Genomic DNA, 18,375 nt, shown 5'->3' with positions numbered 1-18,375 from the left:
TGCCGCCGGGCCGACAGCCGCGGAGACCGCGCTCACCCGGTCACGGCGATCCCTCAAGGACCGGGATGTCGGTGGGTGGCGCTACCTTGATCCACGTCGGACATCCCCCGCTACACCGTTGGAGTGAGCCATGCCCATCGACCATGCGAAGCCGCTGCTCAGAGTGGTTTTGACAGACGTCAACGCGAAGGTGGTGCAGGCGTGGCGGGCCGCGTTCGCGGACACCCCCGAGGTCGAGATCCACAAGGGCTCGATCCTGACCCGCGAGGTCGACGCCTGGGTCAGCCCGACCAACTCCCGGGGGCGCATGGACGGCGGCGTGGACGCGGCCATCAAGCGGCACCTCGGAGCGGGGATCCAGCTGCGCGTCCAGCGGGCGATCCGCGACCAGTTCGGCGGGTCGATGCCGGTGGGCAGCGCCGTCTGCGTGCCGTCCGGCGCGACCAACCCGAAGTTCCTGATCTCGACGCCGACGATGGAGCAGTCGGTGCAGAACGTGAGCGAGACGCTCAACGTGGCGCTGGCGTGCGCCGCCGCCTTCCAGGCCGTCCACGCCCAGAACGAGCGGGAGCCGGGCAGCATCGGGTCGGTGGCGCTGGTCGGCATGGGCGCGGCGACCGGGCGGGTGCCGGCTCGCGTCTGCGCCAACCTGATGTGGACGGGCTACACGCTGTTCAACGACTACTACTTCGACGACTACGACGAGCTGCGGAAGGTCGTCTGCGAGCAGCTCGACGACATCGACAGCCGCCCGGAGGAGGAGCGGGTGCGGGTGACGGCCCCCACCCGCCCCGGCTCCCGCCGTTGACGGAGCAGCCCGTCGCGCCGGCCGGCCGCCGGGTGCCGGCCGGGGGGAGCGGTGGCGGGCGCCGGCCGGGCGAGCGGTGGTCCTCCGTGATGGGGAGAGGGCCACGATTGCCCGGCCGGCGCGCGGTCGACGTCAGACCCGCGTCATGGTCGAGGGGTAACCGCCCCCGCCGGGGTAGACCCACTCGCCGGTGACCGTGGTGCCGTCGGCGCTGAACGTGCCCCGGTAGTAGGCCGGGCTGCCCTTTGCGCCGCCCCAGATGGTCAACGTGTCGCCGGTCAGTTCGTAGACGTAGTCGAGGGTGTTGCCGGCCGAGTCGTAGAACCGCGACACCACGTCCGCGCCGACCGGTTCGCCGAACGGGCGCAGGTTCCCGATGACCTCCAGGCCGGTGACGGGCTGGCCGAACTGGGTGAGCGCGACCCGCTGGAGCAGGAAGAACCCGCCTTCCATCCACTCGTACGTCACGGTTCCCTCGGCGCCGCCGGTGACCGCCCAGGTGCCGACCAGGCGTTCCAGGGCCTTGAGTTCGGCGCTCGGCTGGTGAGTCTCGGACATCTCTCCTCCTTGGTGGGTGCTTGCCGGTACCTCGGAGCCGGCCCCCGGTCCTCGACAACCACACGTCGTGACGACGGTCACAGGCGGGCGACGTCGAAGATCGCGCACCGGCTCCGAGGTGTCAGCAGTGACCCCGCTAAGAGGAGGAAGTCATGGCCACCCTCGCCGTCCCCGCCGCCCGCCCCCGGCTCGACCGCCTGCTCCTCGCCGGCGCCCTTGCCGGTCCGGTCTTCTTCACCTCGGCCGTCGCCCAGATGCTCACCCGGGAGGGCTTCGACATCACCCGGCATCCGATCAGCCAGCTCTCCACCGGCGGCCTCGGCTGGATCCAGATCGCGACGTTCGTGCTCGCCGGACTCGGCGCCACGGCGCTGGCCGCCGGCATCCGGCGGACGCTCACCGTCGGCGTCGGCCGGCGGGCGGTGCCGGTCCTCGTCGGGACCTTCGGCGTCGGGTTGGTCGCCGCCGGAGTGTTCCCGATGGACCCTGAGCACGGCTTCCCGGCCGGCACCCCCGACGGGCCGGTCGCGCAGATGTCCTGGCACGGCGTCGCGCACTCGGTCGCCGCAGCCGTCGCCTTCACGGCGCTGGCCGTCGCCGCTGTCGTGCTGGCCGTCCGGTGCGCCCGCCGCCGGCGCGTGCTGCCGGCCGTGGCGCACGGCATCGTGGCGCTCGTCCTGCTCACGCCCGTGTCGCCGGATCACATGAGCGTCCAGGTCGCCGTGAACGGCCTGGTCGCGTTCTCCTGGACGACCGTTCTCGCGCTGTCGCTGCGCCGCTTCGCCTGACCCTGGCTACTGTCACCGGAGCCGACCACGAAGAGGATGACCATGAAGTATCTGCTCCTCGGCTACACGCCGACCGCCGCCTGGGACGCCGCCGACACCCCGTCGGAGGAGGCGATGGCCGCCTTCGCCACGTACCAGGAGTTCGAGCGGGAACTCGTCGGGACCGGAGAGTTCGTCGGCAGCGAGGGCCTCGGCCACCCGGCGGTCAGCACCACCGTCCGGCGTACCGGCGACGGCGTGGTCGCGACCGACGGACCGTTCGCCGAGCTCAAGGAGGTCCTGGCCAGCTTCGCGGTGATCGACGTGGCCAGCCACGAGCGGGCTGTCGAGATCGCCGCGCGCATCGTCGAGGTGCTGGGCGAGCCGATCGAGATCCGGCCGATCATGGGCGCGGACTTCGCGGCATGACGCGACGCGTCCACCGGCGTCCCGCACGGCCGGCGCGCCGCGCGGGAGAGGCGGGTCCGGCATGACCGCGTACGTCGAGCACCTGCTGCGCACGGAGGCGCCGCAGGTGCTCGGCGCGCTGGTGCGCCGGTTCGGCCGCTTCGACATCGCCGAGGACGCGGTGCAGGAGGCGCTGCTCACCGCGAGCCGGGCCTGGCCGGCCGACGGCGTGCCGGCGGACCCGCGCGGCTGGCTGATCCGGGTCGGCTACCGCCGGATGGTCGACATGCTCCGCTCCGACCAGGCCCGCCGCCGCCGCGAGCAGGAGGCCGGATTGGCCGAGCTGGCCATGCGGGAGCCGGCCCGCCGGCCGTCCGCCCCGCAGGAGGTCGACGACAGCCTGACCCTGCTGCTGCTCTGCTGCCACCCCGCGCTGAGCGCCACCTCCCAGGTGGCGCTCACGTTGCGCGCCGTGGGCGGCCTGACGACCGCCGAGATCGCGCACGCCCACGGCACGACCGAGGCCACCATGGGTACGCGCATCAGTCGCGCCAAGCAGCGACTGGCCCGCGCCGGCGCCCGCTTCAACCCGCCGACCGACGCCGACCGGGACAGCCGGATGGCCGCCGTGACGCGGGTGCTGTATCTGATCTTCAACGAGGGTTACACGGCGTCGGCCGGCGACGAACTCGCCCGCGTCGACCTGACCCGCGAGGCGATCCGGCTGACGCGGATGCTCCACGACGCCGTGCCCGACGACGCCGAAGTGACCGGCCTGCTCGCGCTGATGCTGCTCACCGAGTCACGGCGGGCCGCCCGCACCGGGGGCGACGACGAGTTGGTGCCGTTGGACGAGCAGGACCGGTCGCGCTGGGATCCCGCCCTGATCCGCGAGGGCACCGAGCTGATCGACGGCGTCTGGAACCGGCACGAGGTGGGCCCGTACCAGTTGCAGGCGGCGATCGCGGCCGTGCACGCCGCGGCGGGGTCGCCGGAGCGGACGGACTGGCCGCAGATCGCGGCGCTGTACCTGTGGCTGGAACGGCTCGCCCCCTCCGCGCCGGTGCGGCTGAGCCGGGTGGTGGCGGTGGCCCGGGCGTACGGGCCGACCCGAGGGCTGGCGCTGCTCGACGACCTGAACCGGCGCTTCCGACTCGACCAGGAGCCACTGACCCGGCAACGAGAACGCGCGGTGCGCGCCCACCTGCTCCAGGAGACCGGCGACGCGGCCGGCGCGGCGACGCTCTACCGTCAGGCGGCAGCCCTGACGGAGAACCAGGTCGAGCGGCGGTACCTGCTGGGGCGGGCCGACCGCCTCGGCTGACGACGCCAGGCGCCTGGCGGCGTGGCCCCCGCCCAGGCCGCCGTCCCGGGTGGGGCGCGGGCCGCCGGGCGCGGGTCGTCCGGCGGCGGACGCCTTGCCGGCGTCTGCCATGCTTCGGACGGTGACGACCGGCCAGCCGACCACCCCCCGCAGCCACCGCCGCGCCCCCCGCCGTGCCCGCAGGGCCGTCCTGATCGGCGCGGTCGCGGCCGTGCTCGCCGCCGTCGTCTACGTCTGCGCCGTGTTCGTCGTGCCGCTGCTGCGCCCGGCGGGCCCGCGCCCGCTCTTCCAGCTTCCCGTCGCCTGCGGCGAGACCTGGCAGCTCGGCACCTATCCCGGTCACGACGACTACGACGTCGACCTGTTTCCCACCGAGGGCGAGGCGTGGGGGCGACCCGTGCTTGCCTCCTACGCCGGCACCGTCACGGTGGCGGGGATCAACGGGTCGCTGGGCGGCCGCACCCCCGACAACCCGAACGGCCCGCGCGGCCGTGGCGGCGGCTACTGGGTGAAGATCGACCACGGCGGAAAGTGGGAGACGCAGTACCTGCACCTGCTCGAACCGCCGCTGGTGCGGGTCGGTCAGCGGGTCGCCCAGGGCGAGCAGATCGGGCGGCTCGGCAGCACCGGCAACTCCGGCGCGCCGCACCTGCACTACGAGCAGCGCCGGGGCTGGGAGAAGGTGGAGAGCCACTTCGACGGCGTCCCGTCGGGCATCACGCACGACGACACCGAATACACCGTCAAGCGCAAGAGCAACAACTGCCCGCCCGGGTGACGCCGAAAATGGGCCGAGGCCGTCGTACGCGGCTGGCATGCTGGCCGGCGTGACGCCGCTGAGGATCATCAAGGGCGACGCGACCAGCCCGCAGGCCAAGGGGCCGAAGGTGGTCGCGCACGTCTGCAACGACGTGGGTGGCTGGGGCAAGGGCTTCGTGCTGGCCGTCTCCAAGCGCTGGCCGCAGCCCGAACGCGACTACCGCGACTGGCACCGGCATCGCGCGGGCAACGACTTCGCGCTCGGCGCGATCCGGCTGGTGCGGGTCGCGCCCGACCTGTGTGTGGCGAACATGGTCGGCCAGCGCGGGACGAGGACCGGCAGCAACGGGCCACCGATCCGCTACGACGCCGTCGAACGCTGCCTGACGTCGCTCGCCGACCACGCGCAGGCGCTGGGGGCGTCCGTGCACATGCCCAGGATCGGCTGCGGGCTCGCCGGCGGCACCTGGACCCGGATGGAGCCGATCATCGTGCGTACCCTCTGCGAGCGCGACGTCGCCGTGACGGTGTACGACCACGGGTGACGGCACCGGCGAGGCCGGGGAGGAGCGCCGAGCCCGCGCCCGGTGCGGCTCAGCGCTCCTCGTCGTCCGTGACGCCCCCCGGCTCGTCCCGCGTGCCCGCCTGGCTGTCGGCAGCACGACGGTCCAGCTCGAACTGGCCGTTCAACCTGTCGATCGCCTCCTGCAGGTGCCGGTCCAGCTCCTTGGGCTCGTAGCGCTCGGCGACGTCGGTCGCGTAGTCGAGGAGCTTCAGGTCGAGGCCGGGGAGTTGGGTGTCGGCCCGAGGGCCGGCGTCGTTCTCCGTCGGCCAGGCGAGCCACACCAGCGGCAGGTTGATGTCGACCCTGTCGCGGGGCGTCCGGCGACCCCGGGTCTCCAGCATGACGGCGCAGGCCTCCTCCACGACCTCGCGGGCCGTCGCCGTGGCCGTGGAGATCGACGACCGGAGCGCGTCCCAGGCCTTGGCGTGTGCCGCCACCGCGTCACGCGCCTTCCCGATGAGGTCGGCGGCCTGCTTCTCGGCGGTACTGACCTTGTCGCGGGCACGCTCGCTGCTGTCCGCGTACGGGTTGTGCGACTGCACCTTGATCGCGATGGCGCCGACGCTCAGCAGGATGAGCAGCACCACGAAGACCGGCTGGAAGACCGCCAGGCTGTCGAACTCCTCGGCCGCGTACTGCGCGCGGACCAACGCGGCGACACCGAGCAGCGCCAGGACCAGCGAGGCGGCCAGGACCGGGCCGGGCAGACGCGACCAGGGCAGATCGTCCTCCCGCCGCTCCAGGGGACCGGGCCGCCAGTCCCAGAACAGGCGGCGCAGCGCCACGGCGGGGTTGAGCCGTGGCACCTTCCGCCGCCGGCTCAACCGGTCCTGGCGCCGGAAGAGGTGCGTCGCCAGGGCCACCCCGGCCGCGTAGAGGCAGACCGCGATGCCGATGCCCGGCAGGTAGGCGAAGTAGTAGAGCGGATGCCGCCAGTCCACGTCGAAGATCTGCTGCATCAGATCGCCGATGAAGGAGGCGTCGAAGAGCGCCGACACACCGAGCACGACCCAGAGCAGTTTCGGCGGCATCAGGCGCCTGCGGCGGTCCTCCGGACCGTCCCTGGTGTGCCGCCGCACGATCCGGTCGTTCTCCTCGCACGCCTCGACGACGCTGCCGACCGCCCGGAAGCGGTTGACGTCGTCGATCCGGGCCCGCGCCACGTGGTAGCGGGTGACCATGTCGGCGCCTGCCGCGTTGACCGCATCCTGCGACTGCCGCAGGGAGGCGTTCCCGGCGGTGAACGCCCGCAACAGCGCGGCCGCCTCGAGGTCGTTCGGATTCTCCTCGGCGTAGCGGGTCGGGCCGAGGCCGATCGGGTCGCCGGGTGCGCCGGCGCACGGTGCGGGTGCGACCCATCTCGGTCGGCGACCGTTGGTCTGAGTGCTGCCCTCCGCCATGCGATCCTCCACAGAATCGTTCAGCTCGCGGTGATGTCGACGCGGCGCAGGCACTGCAGCGCCGCGTCGGAGTTGTCGCTCTGTGCGACAGCGGTGCCGTCGAAGCACGTGGTGGTCGGGCCCATGCCCCTCGGTTGCGGGGACCGCACCCCGTCGGCGGCGAGCGCCTCCGCGACCGCCCGTGCCCGATTCTCGGACAGGGTCTGGTTGTCCACGTCCCCGCCGGCCCGGGGGTCGGCGTACCCCTCGACGACGACCTTCGTGTAGGGCCTGGACCTGATCTGCACGGCGATCCGGGTCAGCACCCGGGCCGCCTCCGGGCGGAGCGTCCACCTGCCGGTGTCGAAGAGCGCCCCGGGAACGGAGAAGCTCGTCAGGTCCGGGCCGAAGCTCACCGGGGGGTCCTGGGCGGCCGCGTCGGTCCCGGCCGCCGGCCCGGCCGCCGTGCTGCGAGGCACCGTGCCCGCGTCGGGAGCGCAGGTCCCACCCGCTTCCGCGCAGAGCCGCGCCCACAGCGCCCGCAGCCAGCTCGCCTGTGCCGTACCGGGGATCGGTTGATCGGCGGCGGGACGTCCGACGCCGATCATGGTGACGGTGATGCCCTCGAGTTCCTTCGGCTGGATCTCGCCCTTCAGGCACTCCCCGGCGATGGCGTCGATCTCGGGCTGCCCCCGGAACCTGGAGCGGGTGAGGTCGGCGCAGCCGTGGGTCACCAGCCCGTCGGTCGCGATCACCAGATGCCGGGAGGGGGCCGTCGAGTCCATGCGCAGCCACGCCGAGGCCTGACTGACCGCGCGCAGGATGTCGGTGCCGCCTGCCGTGGGCTGGACCTGCTGGAGCTGTCGTACGTCGTCCGTCAGACAGTCGCGGGCGTCCTCCCGCTTGCCGGCCTGGTTCTCCGCGTTCCTGGCCTGCTCCTTCCAGTTGGTCGACCGGATCGTCAGGCTGAGGTCGCTGGCGGGGCCGCTGAACGCGGAGAGGGCGACCGTCCGCTGGTCCGTGACCGCCCGTTCGATCTCCTCGCGGAGGGCGGACGGATAGTCCACGGAGCCCACCCCCGACGCGGACCGGGTCGAGGTGGAGACGTCGACGAGGACGGCCAGCCGTCCGGCCCCCGACCGCGGCGACTCGGCCAGCCAATCGCACGGCGGCGTCTCGCGGATCTTCGGCTCGCAACCGGCCACCAGCGGCGCGACGGCGAGCAGCAGCACGGCGGACAGCGCCGCGTTCCGGCGCCCCCCGCTCACCGTGCGGCTCCCGGATGCCCGTCGCCCAGCTCGACGGGCTCGACCGCCTCGCCGAAGTCGGCGAGATGCCACTTGCCCAGGTCGACGCCCATCTGGCGGCAGAACGCGCGCAGCGCCTTGTCGTACGCGTTCGCGAACTCGAACAGGCCGACCCGCTCGTGGTCGCGTACGGCCTGGGCGAGCACCCCGACCAGTTCGTCGTACCGGGCCCGCCGCTCGTCGGCGAGGGCGCGGGTCACCGTCGCGAGTTCGCCGTCGACGAGGCTGGCGGCGAACGGAAGCAGGAACTGCCGCTCGTCCTTGCCGAGGTGGTGGAACTGTTCGAGCTCCTGGAACCCGCGCAGCCACTGCTCGGTGCGGGCCCGGACCACCTCGTCGCGCGCCAACGCCAACTGCTGCTCGACGCGCCGCAGCTCCAGCGGGGCCTTCTGCTCGCGCAGCCGCGGATCCATCAACACCCGCACCGACGGGCGGCACCGCAGGTCCGGGCTCGCCTTCGGCCAGCAGAAGCCGGTGGCGAGCGCGTCGTTGAGCACCAGCTCGGCTCCCGCCGGGTCGAGCGGGTCGAGCGACCGGGCATGACGCCACACCGTCTGCATCGTCCGTTCCCGCGCGACGTCCTGGTACGCGGCAGCCTCCTCCTCGATCTCGTAGATGTCGAAGTGCCGGGACGGGCTGTCCCACCGCAGGTGCGCGTAGACGTGGAAGTCGTAGACGTCGCCCCTGGCCGGTACGACGAGCGGGGCGTCGCTCGCCGGGGGTTCGTAGACCTCCGCGGGCCTGGGCTGGATCGGGGCCCGGTCGCCGCCGTCACCCCGGATCCGTCGCCAGAGTCGGCGGAAGAAGCCGTCAGATATCCCCATCGGTTGCCTCCCGAGTCGTTCCCGGCGTGAGCCGGCGGATGAGCGCGGCGATGAGCACCGCGTCCGGATGGCGGTTCCGCCAGAGCCGGAGGTTGAAGCGGGCCCGACTGTCCAGCGGCCTCGCGAAGATCTCCATCGCCAGCGGCTCGACGAAGGCCCGGAGCTTCCCGTCGTGGTCGGCGGCGAGCAGCCACTTGCGCATCGGCTCCCAGGCGCGACGTGAGGTCTCGGCGTTGGTGAGCGCGTTGCGCCACAGGTCGACCAGGGCGCGCTGCCACCGTTCCCGGCGTTCGGCGAGTTCGGGCAGCGCGGGCCAACCCTGCCGATCGACGCTGCCGGGTTGGCGGGCGAGGACGACCAGGGCCCGTACGGCGTGCTGCGGAAGGTGCTCGTTGGGCGACGCCACCCAGTCCGCCAGCTCGTCCATCACGTCGTCGGCGGCGCCGGAGAGGAAGAGCATGCTCATCGCCGCGGCGACCGAGCTGCTGGCGGCCAGTTCGGGTTGGCGACCCATCCGGGCCAGCTCGCGGATGGCCCGGGGGACGTCCTCCTCGCCCAGCCGCATGCCGTAGACGCGGGCCGCGCTGTCCTGCAGCAGCGGGTCGGGGCTGCGCGACCAGTCGTACACCCGCCGCCGTACGCGCCGGGTGAGCCTCGCGTCCACGTAGGCCATGTCCATGGCCAGGGCCGCCGAGCGCCGGTAGGTCGCCTGCCAGCGGGCCCAGACCCCGATCAGGACGCGGTACACCTGGTCGAAGTCGAAGCCGGCCAGGATCCCGGCGATCTGCGCGGCGCGCAGCCGGACCTGCCAGGAACGGTTCCCGGCCAGCACCGTCAGCCAGGCCATCAGCGGACCACGCAGGGTGTCGTAGTCGTGCCAGGCGACGTCGAGGATCGCCCGGATCAGGGTCTCGTCGGCCAGTTCGGCGCAGCGCGGGCCCGGCCGCTGCTCGTCGCCGCGCGCGGGCGCCACCATCGACGGGTGGATCAGCCTGTCGATGTTGCCGTCGAAGACGAGCCGGTCGGGTGTGGTGCCGCGCGTCTCGTAGCGCGGGATGATCTGCTGGCTGAGCAGCTCGCCGGCGTGGAACACGTCGGAGAGCGGATGACCGGCGAAGACCGCGTACGCGATCCGGAACGCCTGCCGGTGCGGTATCAGGTGTGCCTTCTCCCCGGTCTTCTCGGCGGGGGAGAGGATGTCCTTCGCGAGCGTGCGGGACTGGTTGTCCCACTCGGCCAGCAGTTGGTCGAGGTCGCCCTCCCGGTCCGGGTTGCCCGCGAGGTGTTCGGCGAGCCGGACCACGTAGCGGACCGAGGTGGCCAGCCGGATCCTGCTGGTCACGGCGGGGTGCTGGACGGCCCTGTCGTGGTAGGCCCGGTTGGCCTGGTCCGTGTCCCTCGTCCGTGCCGGGGCCGCGCCGGTGGCCAGCAGCACCCAGAGGTGGCGTCCCAGCACCTCCCGGTGGTCGGGATGCTCGTGCGCGAAGGAGGCCTCCGCGTTCGCGCGCCCGGTGCTGTCCAGGATGACGACGAAGGCGCCCGCGTCCCGGGCTCGCCGGCGCAGGGCGTCGACCGCCCCGTCCCGCATCGGACGGTCGTCGCGGTCGATGATGATGCCGGCCCCGCGCTCCATCACGCAGTCCTCGGCCAGCACCGAGAAGATCAGGTCGTCGTCGACCTCGACCGTGCCGATCCGGTCGCGCCGGCAGCCGACCTCGTCGAGGAGCTTGATCGCCGTGGTCCGGCGGCCGCTGCCGTCCTCGCCGCAGAGGCGGATGAGGTGCTGCCTCCCGAGCGCCTCCCGCATCACGTCGGCGTTCGGTACGGGTACGTAGGTGCTTACCTCCGCCGCGACGTACGCCGGACCGAACACGCCGTACTGGACGGTGAACCTCCGGCCGCCGAAGTAGGCGTGGTAGACGCGCCGGTCGTGGTAGTACGCCCGGGCGTTCGGCCCGGAGGCCGCCGCGCCACGGTCGGCCCTGCTCTGGTTCTTCTGGAAGCGTTCGCGCTGCTGCTGCTCCTCGGGGTCGTAGTCGACCCTGTCGTCGTCGTCCATCGCGCCGGGCGCGGTCGGCTGCTTGCCCTTGGTCGACTCGGCGTCGAAGTCCTTGCGGACCTTCTCGGCCACCGGATCGTCCGCAGGTCGTGCGGACGGCGGCTCGGGGCGACGCTGGGCGGGCACGGGCGGCCCTTCCGGCGCGATCGGCAGCGCCGCCTGGGCCGTAGGGGGCACCGGCGGCTCTCCGACGACGGGTGGCGCAGTGCCGGGCTGCTCCGTTTCGCCGGCCGGCTCCGGGCGGTCGGTCGTCTCGCTCATTCGTTCCCGCCCGCGTCGAAGCGGTCCGCCCGCGACCCCGGGGCGTTGTGGTTGTTGTAGACGGCCGACGCGTTGGAGCCGCTGGCGGCGGCGCCGTTCGGCGCGTACGAATTGTTCGTGGTGACTGCCGCGTTGCTCGACCCGCCGCGCTCCAGGATGTGCGGGCGGAGGACCCTGACGATCTCTTCGAGGTCCTTGGCCTCCTCGCGCGTGCGCAGGTGCCGGTACTGGAAGCTCGGCAGGTCGACGATGTCCCCGGGCAGGTCCACGGGGGACGGCAGGGGCGCCCCGTCCAGCAGGACCGGCAGCACGACCTTCTGCCGCTTGATCGATTTACGGATCTCGTAGCGCACGTAGTCGTCAGGGTCGTCGATCCGTCGGAGTCCGTTCGCGTCCCGGACGTCGAGCCAGTTTCTGCCGATGAGGACGAGCAGGACGCTGCTCTCGCGGAGGCGTCGCTTCAACTCCGGCGGAAACAGTCGACCGGCCGGCAGGCCGGTGGAGTCGAGAAAGACCTGCTCCTTGCCGAAGACGGCGCACAGTCTCTCGTTGAGCAGCGCGGCCTTGTCGTGGCCGTCGCCCGTCCGGTAATTGATGAATGCGCCGGCCATCGGCCCCGCCTTTCGAGAAGGTTGACGGCCCGACCGATGAGCAGGTGAGGTCATCGGCGGACAGGTCGAAGAAACTGCGGTGAAGACGGTCTCGGGTCGCGTGTCGAGCCGCGGCCGATGCGTCAATCGGTTCGGCGGAACAAGAGTTTCACCAACCATCGAGGGAACACAATGGCGTTTCCCTCGCCCGATCGGACAGACAACGGAACACCTGGTACCGCGTGCTCCGCCGGATCGTTGTCGTCAGTTGCCGCCGACGTGCAGCACGGCGGTCAGGCCCTGGTTCGTCCGGCGGACCTCGGGTGCGTCCCGCCAGCGACCGAGGGTCCGCCGCAGGAGGCGGAGGTCGACCCGGACGGTGGCGGAGTCGACCAGTTGGGCCGCGGCGATCGTCTGTTCGGCCACGGCGCACGCGTGGTCCAGTTGCCGCTGGCTGGCCAGCGCCAGCGCCAGCCGCGCGCCGTAGCGGGCCCGCGCGCGGAACGCCGACGCCGGGATGCGGTCGAACTCGGGCACGAGCACCTCGGCGGCCTTCGCCGGCCTGCCCAGGTCGTGCAGGCACCAGCCGCGGACGAACGGGATCGGGTTGTGGACGGTGCTGGTGCCCAGCGGCGGCCCGGCAACGGCCTCGACGCCGATCGGGTCGACCAGCTCCTCGGCCTGGTCGAGCGCGCGCAGGCAGCGGACCTCGTCACCGGCGAGGGCGTGGCCCTGCGCGATCCGCTGGAGCGCGAAGGCCCGCACCCGCGCCCCGGCGGGCCGGGCCAACGCCGCCTGGCCGGCGTCCAGCACGCCGATCGCGTCCTGCCGGTAGAGCGCGATCTCGGCTGCGCGAACCAGCGCGTAGCCCGCCATCTCGGGGTCGTCGCCCGCCTCGGCCAGCTCGACCGCGAGCGCCGTCCACCAGGTGGAGGTGGTGTCGTCGCCGTTCTCCTGGGCCATCCAGCCCGCGTACTCGGCGAACCGCGCCGCCAGGAAGAGCGCCTGCGCCCGCTCGGTGCCGGATGCCCGCACGGCGCGACCGCGCAACGCGCTCACCACCGCTGCGGCCTGCGGAAAGACCTCGGCCGGCGGACTGGTCTGGCCGAGTGCCCGAAGGTTGGTCAGCTGGCGGCGGTAGGCGTCGAAACCGTCCTGGAGGACCGCGGCCGGTGGTGCGGCGGCCACCGGGCGGGCCGTCCAGGACATCATCGCCACGGTGCCGGAGGCGAGCAGCGCGCGGCGGCTGACCGCGTGGAACTCGCCTGAGCCGTCTGGACGGGTGTGAATGGTCAATCCCTCGTCCCTCCGATCCGCTCCGGCGGTGTCGCCGGCCTCGGGCGCGCGCCGCGCCGAGACGAGCCGGAGGAGCGTGCCGTCGGCGGCGAAGAACGCGTCGCAGAGTCGGGCCATCTCGAGGCTGGGTCGCTTGTGTCCCGACTCGATCTTCGAGAGGTGCCCCTTGGTGTAATTGATCTCTCGGGCGAGATCACTCAACGAATACCCCGACTCCAGGCGGAGCCGGCGCAGCTCGTTGCCGAAATTATGCGGACTGGACGGGTTTTCTTCCATGCCGGGTCACCGTGTTTCCGTCGCACAACCGGAAAGGGACGCGGACAACGGTAGTGGCGACGGGTGACGCGGTCGAGAGCGGTTGCCCGATCGGCCAGTGAAGGTGTGACTCAACCGGCGAGCGCGACATAGGTACCGACGCCGAGAATCGCCAGAATGGACGATCCGTAGACCAGTGCGATCGACGGACTGCGTAGCCCGCGGAGGACATCGGCGAGCCCCGGCCCATTTATCGTGAGCGTCCAGCTCGCAGTCGCCTGGCTGACAGCGTCGCGATAGAGAGTGCGGTATGCGCGTTCCAGGCAGAGGTAGTAGGCGTCGAGCACGGCGAAGGCGACGATGACGTAGAACGCGATGAACACGACGATGGCCGTCTCGGCCTTCGCTCCGAACCCGAGCAGGGCCGCTGTCACCGTCACGCACCAGGTCTTCACCGCTGTCGACTGGGTCGCCAACCGGGTGATCACCGACTGGATCATCTGCAGGTACGCGTCCTCGGCCACCGCACGATTCTCCCAGCCACCAACAACCCCGGATTCTCCCAGCCACCAACAACCCCGGATTCTCCCAGCCACCAACAACCCCGGATTCTCCCAGCCACCATCAACCCGGAGCGGCCACCCGGGCGTGGTCGCCGACCACGAGGGGCCGCCCTCGCCGGGGATGGCGGAGGACGGCCCCTCGTGGCGTACGAACGTGTCAGGCGACCGTGGCGGGGAACCGTTCCCAGACCCGGTGCGCGGCCATCAGCCGCTGCACGGCGGCGAGGACCTCGCCTCCGGAGTCACCCGTGACGACGCCGGGCGTGCCGGTCACGCCCGCCTGCCGCAGCACGGTGACGCCGGCGCCCCACGCGCCGATCGCCTTGGCGTGCCGCCAGCACTCCTCGACCATGAGCAGCACGCGCGGGTCTACGTTCGCCGAGTCGGCCGCGCCCGCCTTGGCGTCGCGGGCGGGCAGCGCGTCCGGTGCCGGCGCCGGTGCCCCGGCGACCAGGAGCACGTCGAACTCGACCGACCGCCCGGTGGCGAAGGTCCGCTGCACGGGCAGGTCCCCGACCGTGCCGCCGTGCGGGGCGACCAGGAGCGGCACCATGCCGGCGCCGAACACCGCCCGGCGCACCTCGGCGACGTCGTCGAGGCGGGCGGGGTCGACGACGATCCCCACTGTCCGGCCGTCGGCCGGCCACTGCCTGCCGACCTGCGACAGCGCGGCGCTGGGCGCGACGTCGGCGAGCGGCACGGTGGGCTCCGGCGCGGGCAGGCCCAGGCCGGTGGCGACCTCGGCGCACAGCACCGGGTCGACGTTGGCCAGGCACCGGAGCTGGCGTTCCTTGATCGCCTGGTGGTGGCACTTGCCTAGCTCGAAGGTGTACGCGCGGATGATGTGCTCCTTCTCGACCGGCGACATGCTCAGCCAGAACAGGCGGGCCTGGCTGAAGTGGTCGTCGAACGAGACGGGGTTCGCGCGTACCTTGGGCGCCTCCGCCACCGTCACCGGCACGTCGACGAACGCGCCGTCGCCGTCACCGGCGGGGAACGGGTTGCCGCCGTCGAGCGAGTTCGGCCGGTACGGCGCGACGCCTGCGTGGACGGCCTGCTGGTGGAAGCCGTCGCGCAGCATGTCGTTGACCGGGGCGTGCGGACGGTTCACCGGGATCTGCGAGAAGTTCGGCCCGCCCAGCCGGGTCAGCTGCGTGTCGACGTAGGAGAACAGCCGGCCCTGCAGCAGCGGGTCGTTCGTGACGTCGATGCCCGGCGGCAGGTGGCCCGGGTGGAACGCGACCTGCTCGACCTCGGCGAAGAAGTTCGTCGGCGTCCGGTTGAGCGTCAGCCTGCCGACGGGCTGCACCGGTGCCAGCTCCTCGGGCACGATCTTCGTCGGGTCGAGCAGGTCGATCCCGGCGAAGGTCTCCTCGGGGGTGTCGGGGAAGACCTGGAGGCCGAGTTCCCACTCGGGGAACGCGCCGGCCTCGATCGCGTCGTACAGGTCCCGGCGGTGGAAGTCCGGGTCCATGCCGCCGAGCATCTGCGTCTCCTCCCAGGTCAGGGAGTGCACGCCCAGCTTCGGCTTCCAGTGGAACTTGACCAGCGCGGTCTCGCCGGCGTCGTTGACGAGCCGGAAGGTGTGGACGCCGAAGCCCTCCATCATCCGGTACGAGCGCGGAACGCCCCGGTCGGACATGTTCCACATCGTGTGGTGCTGCGCCTCGGTGTGCAGGGAGACGAAGTCCCAGAAGGTGTCGTGCGCGCTCTGGGCCTGCGGGATCTCCCGGTCGGGGTGCGGCTTGCCGGCGTGGATGACGTCCGGGAACTTGACGGCGTCCTGGATGAAGAAGACCGGGATGTTGTTGGCGACGAGGTCGAAGGTGCCCTCGTCGGTGTAGAACTTGGTCGCGAAGCCACGGGTGTCGCGGACGGTGTCGGCCGATCCGCGCGAGCCGAGGACGGTGGAGAAGCGGACGAAGACGTCGGTCGTCCGGCCCTTCCTGAGGAAGCCCGCCTTCGTCACGCCCTCGGCCGTGCCGTACGCCTCGAAGACGCCGTGCGCCCCGGCCCCGCGCGCGTGCACGACGCGCTCGGGGATGCGCTCGTGGTCGAAGTGCGTGATCTTCTCGCGCAGGTGGTGGTCCTGGAGCAGGACCGGGCCGCGCGGCCCGGCCTTGAGCGAGTGGTCGGTGTCGCGGAGCCGCGCCCCCTGCGACGTGGTGAGGAAGGCGCCCTGCTGACCGTTGGCGGTCGTCGGGGCGCCGGTCGTCGCGCCGGTGGGCGTGCGGGCCTCCGGGGCGCCCTGTTCCGCCTTGGGCGGCAGCGGGTCGTGCGGCGTGGTCGGCTCGTCGACGGTCGGTGGGGCGCTGCCCGGCGCGCCGGGCACCTCCGAGGTCAGGACGCCGGCCATCTTCTCGGCGGCGGCCTCCACGACATCCTTGACCGCCTTGACGGGCTTGCGGGAATCCATCTGGTGGTCCTTCCAGGGAGCGGACAGGAGCAGGCACCTGGGCCCCTACCCCCGGGTCAAGGGACAAAAACGGATGGAACGCCGGGAGATGGGCGACATGCGTCTCCCTCAGCGCGGCGCGGAGGCGCGCGGGTGGCCGGTCGGTCGGACCCGCCGCCGCCCGGAAGGCGGGTGGCTCGCGGGCCGTCCCGCCGCCCACCGTGTCGGCTGCGGCACGGCCGGAACGGCGGCCGCTGCCGCGTCCCGCCGGCCGCTGCCGCGGATCGCGAGGCGGCCTCTACGATTCGCGTATGGCGCTGCTGCACAAGGCGGAACTTCGTCCGACCAAACTCGAACTCGTGGCGGCGTGGCTGCCCGGCCGCCCGTGGTTCCGGGGGACGCCCGGCGCGGACGTCGTCCGGGTGGCGGCCTACCGGTTCGACGACCCGGCCGGCGAGGTCGGCATGGAGACGCTGCTCGTCCGGGCCGGCGACGGGCCGATCCACCAGGTGCCGCTGACGTACCGGGGCGCCCCCCTCGACGGCGGCGACGAGTGGCTGGTCGGCACCACCGAGCACTCGGTGCTGGGGCGGCGCTGGGTGTACGACGCGTGCGGCGACCCCGTCTACGCCGCGGCGCTGGCGAGCGCCGTGCTCGCCGGCACTGCCCAGGCGGAGGAGTACATCGAGATCGACGGCCGGATGGAGCACCGGCCGCGCAGCATGACCGTCACCAGCAGCGGGGCGTCCGGCGGCGAGGCGCCCGCCGTGGGCGCGGTGCGTCAGGTGGTGCCCGACGACCCGACGCTCGTCGTCACGGACACCGTCGACCTGGTCGTCGTCCGTCGCCTCGACGACGGGAGCCACCCGGAGGGGGCCACGTTGACCGGCACCTGGGACGGCCAGCCGACCCCGCTGCCGCTGGCGTACGCCCGCCCGCGCTGAGGCCCGCCCGCGTCGCCCGGCCCACGGCCACGGCCGGGCCTGTCGTCGGGGCATGATCCTGGACGACGGCGGTCCCGGCGACTGGACCGCGTCCGGGAGCTGGGCGACCTCGGCCCGTTCAACCGGATGCTCGCCGTCGCAGGGGCCGCGGCGCACCTGGAGCTGCTGGTCGCGCGGGGCCGCCTGATCCGGGCCGACATCGACGGGTCGCGCCGCTACGCGGACGCCTGACCGGGGCGGGAAACCGTCGCCAGGGCGCGCTCTAGGCTGTCCGCATGCCTGCCCCGCACCTGCCCGACGACCGGTTCGCCATCGCCCGGGGCGGTGCGCGGGCGCGGTGGCGGTGAGCCGCCCGCCCGTGCCCGGACAGCGGGGGGCTCCGCCGGCGACCCCCGGCCAGGGCCGGACGAGCGTGGCGGAACGGTGCGCCCGGATCGCCCGGTCGCGCCCGTTCGAGGTGGCCATCGTCGTGATCATCATGGCCAACGGGGTGGTGCTCGGCGTCGAGACCTACCCGGACCTCGGCGCCACGGGCCGCGCCCTGCGCTGGTTCGAGTGGCTCTTCCGGCTGGTCTTCGTCGCCGAGATCGCCATCCGGGTGCTGGCGTACGGGCGCCGGCCGCAGGACTTCTTCCGGCACGGCTGGAACGTCTTCGACTTCCTGGTGACCGCGGCGATCTTCATACCCGGCCTGCACGGCGACTCGGCGCTGCTGCGCTTCGTGCGGGTCGCCCGGGTGCTGCGGCTGGTGCGCTTCTCCCCGGGTCTGCGCACGATCGTGTCGGCGCTGTGGCGCAGCATCCCCGGCGTCGCCGGTTTCCTCGCGCTGGCCGCGGTGACCCTCTACGTCTACGGCATGGCGGGCTGGCTGATCTTCGGGGATCGGTATCCGGAGCAGTACGGCGACATCGGCCGTTCCCTGCTCACGCTGTTCGTGCTGCTGTCACTGGAGACCCTGCCGGACCTCATCGAGCAGGGCATGGCGGTGTCGCCGTGGACGCTGCTCTACTACGTCAGCTTCGTGATGATCACGGTGAACCTGCTGTTGAACATCCTGATCGCGGTCATCGTCAACTCCATGGAGGAGGCGCGCCGGCTGGAGATGACCGAGCGGCTGGCGCCGGACTACGACGAGGACGGTGACGGCGTGCCGGACGAGGTGGACCGGATCGCCCTCACCCAGCGGCTGGACGACCTGCGGGTGGTCATCGCCGAGCTGGAACGCGAGTTGCGCATCGACCGGGAGGACGGGCACGGCCTGCCGCGTCACCGCCACGGCGAGCGCACGGGCGGCCGGTAGCGCGCGTGGTGCG

General features: G+C 72.6%; 17 protein-coding genes. 8 read left to right on the top strand and 9 right to left on the bottom strand.

All coding sequences use genetic code 11. The features are described from left to right. Nucleotides 1-130: 130 nt before the first annotated feature. Complete coding sequence (locus GA0070606_RS07045) at nt 131-808, top strand: macro domain-containing protein (protein WP_091096133.1); 678 nt, start codon at nt 131-133, stop codon at nt 806-808. Nucleotides 809-940: 132 nt separating this feature from the next. Here the strand turns inward: GA0070606_RS07045 and GA0070606_RS07040 are convergent, their stop codons facing one another. Further along, nucleotides 941-1,366, bottom strand: coding sequence for a hypothetical protein (locus tag GA0070606_RS07040; RefSeq protein ID WP_091096131.1), 426 nt, complete (start codon nt 1,364-1,366; stop codon nt 941-943). 152 nt (nt 1,367-1,518) lie between these two features. Here GA0070606_RS07040 and GA0070606_RS07035 point away from each other — a divergent pair, with 152 nt between their 5' ends. The 5 genes from GA0070606_RS07035 (at nt 1,519) to GA0070606_RS07015 (ending at nt 5,169) form a co-directional block, all read left to right on the top strand. Continuing rightward, the gene (locus GA0070606_RS07035) at nt 1,519-2,154 is read left to right on the top strand and encodes a DUF998 domain-containing protein (RefSeq protein ID WP_091096129.1); all 636 of its coding nucleotides are present in this window, start codon (nt 1,519-1,521) and stop codon (nt 2,152-2,154) included. A gap of 42 nt (nt 2,155-2,196) precedes the next feature. Further along, nucleotides 2,197-2,562 carry a YciI family protein gene (locus GA0070606_RS07030; RefSeq protein ID WP_091096127.1) on the top strand — a complete coding sequence of 122 codons (366 nt, stop codon included), beginning with the start codon at nt 2,197-2,199 and terminating at the stop codon, nt 2,560-2,562. A 61-nt stretch (nt 2,563-2,623) separates the two neighbouring features. Continuing rightward, entirely contained in the window at nt 2,624-3,865 is a 1,242-nt protein-coding gene (locus GA0070606_RS07025; protein WP_091096125.1) for an RNA polymerase sigma factor, read from the top strand. Between the two features lie 109 nt (nt 3,866-3,974). Beyond that, entirely contained in the window at nt 3,975-4,643 is a 669-nt protein-coding gene (locus tag GA0070606_RS07020; RefSeq protein ID WP_091096123.1) for a M23 family metallopeptidase, read from the top strand. Between the two features lie 49 nt (nt 4,644-4,692). Then, nucleotides 4,693-5,169, top strand: a complete 477-nt coding sequence (locus tag GA0070606_RS07015; protein WP_245724595.1) for a macro domain-containing protein — start codon at nt 4,693-4,695, stop codon at nt 5,167-5,169. A 49-nt stretch (nt 5,170-5,218) separates the two neighbouring features. Here GA0070606_RS07015 and GA0070606_RS07010 read toward each other — a convergent pair whose 3' ends face one another. The 8 genes from GA0070606_RS07010 to GA0070606_RS06975 all read right to left on the bottom strand — a co-directional run bounded on the left by GA0070606_RS07010 (nt 5,219) and on the right by GA0070606_RS06975 (nt 16,139). Continuing rightward, nucleotides 5,219-6,589, bottom strand: coding sequence for a hypothetical protein (locus GA0070606_RS07010; protein ID WP_091096121.1), 1,371 nt, complete (start codon nt 6,587-6,589; stop codon nt 5,219-5,221). A gap of 20 nt (nt 6,590-6,609) precedes the next feature. Then, nucleotides 6,610-7,836, bottom strand: coding sequence for an OmpA family protein (locus tag GA0070606_RS07005; RefSeq protein WP_091096120.1), 1,227 nt, complete (start codon nt 7,834-7,836; stop codon nt 6,610-6,612). Then, complete coding sequence (locus tag GA0070606_RS07000) at nt 7,833-8,699, bottom strand: hypothetical protein (protein ID WP_091096118.1); 867 nt, start codon at nt 8,697-8,699, stop codon at nt 7,833-7,835. Before GA0070606_RS07000 ends, GA0070606_RS07005 begins: the two co-directional genes overlap by 4 nt. Then, on the bottom strand, nt 8,686-10,830 hold the full coding sequence (locus GA0070606_RS06995) for a hypothetical protein (protein ID WP_091096116.1): 2,145 nt from the start codon (nt 10,828-10,830) through the stop codon (nt 8,686-8,688). Before GA0070606_RS06995 ends, GA0070606_RS07000 begins: the two co-directional genes overlap by 14 nt. Before the next feature lie 185 nt (nt 10,831-11,015). After that, complete coding sequence (locus GA0070606_RS06990; RefSeq protein ID WP_176737260.1) at nt 11,016-11,630, bottom strand: TIR domain-containing protein; 615 nt, start codon at nt 11,628-11,630, stop codon at nt 11,016-11,018. 243 nt (nt 11,631-11,873) lie between these two features. Then, nucleotides 11,874-13,181, bottom strand: a complete 1,308-nt coding sequence (locus GA0070606_RS06985) for a helix-turn-helix transcriptional regulator (RefSeq protein ID WP_091096113.1) — start codon at nt 13,179-13,181, stop codon at nt 11,874-11,876. A gap of 110 nt (nt 13,182-13,291) precedes the next feature. Further along, nucleotides 13,292-13,684: a hypothetical protein gene (locus tag GA0070606_RS06980; RefSeq protein WP_091096111.1), complete on the bottom strand. Its 393-nt coding sequence runs from the start codon at nt 13,682-13,684 to the stop codon at nt 13,292-13,294. 196 nt (nt 13,685-13,880) lie between these two features. After that, nucleotides 13,881-16,139 (bottom strand): catalase, encoded by a 2,259-nt coding sequence (locus GA0070606_RS06975; RefSeq protein WP_091096109.1) that lies wholly within the window; start codon nt 16,137-16,139, stop codon nt 13,881-13,883. Between the two features lie 290 nt (nt 16,140-16,429). Between GA0070606_RS06975 and GA0070606_RS06970 the strand changes: the two genes are divergently transcribed. Further along, entirely contained in the window at nt 16,430-17,062 is a 633-nt protein-coding gene (locus tag GA0070606_RS06970; RefSeq protein ID WP_091096107.1) for a CG0192-related protein, read from the top strand. Between the two features lie 412 nt (nt 17,063-17,474). Further along, nucleotides 17,475-18,362, top strand: coding sequence for an ion transporter (locus GA0070606_RS06965; protein WP_245724594.1), 888 nt, complete (start codon nt 17,475-17,477; stop codon nt 18,360-18,362). The last annotated feature ends 13 nt before the right edge of the window (nt 18,363-18,375 follow it).

The sequence above is a fragment of the Micromonospora citrea genome (genome assembly GCF_900090315.1).
GTDB lineage: Bacteria > Actinomycetota > Actinomycetes > Mycobacteriales > Micromonosporaceae > Micromonospora > Micromonospora citrea.
This window is presented reverse-complemented; position numbering and strand designations above follow the sequence as displayed.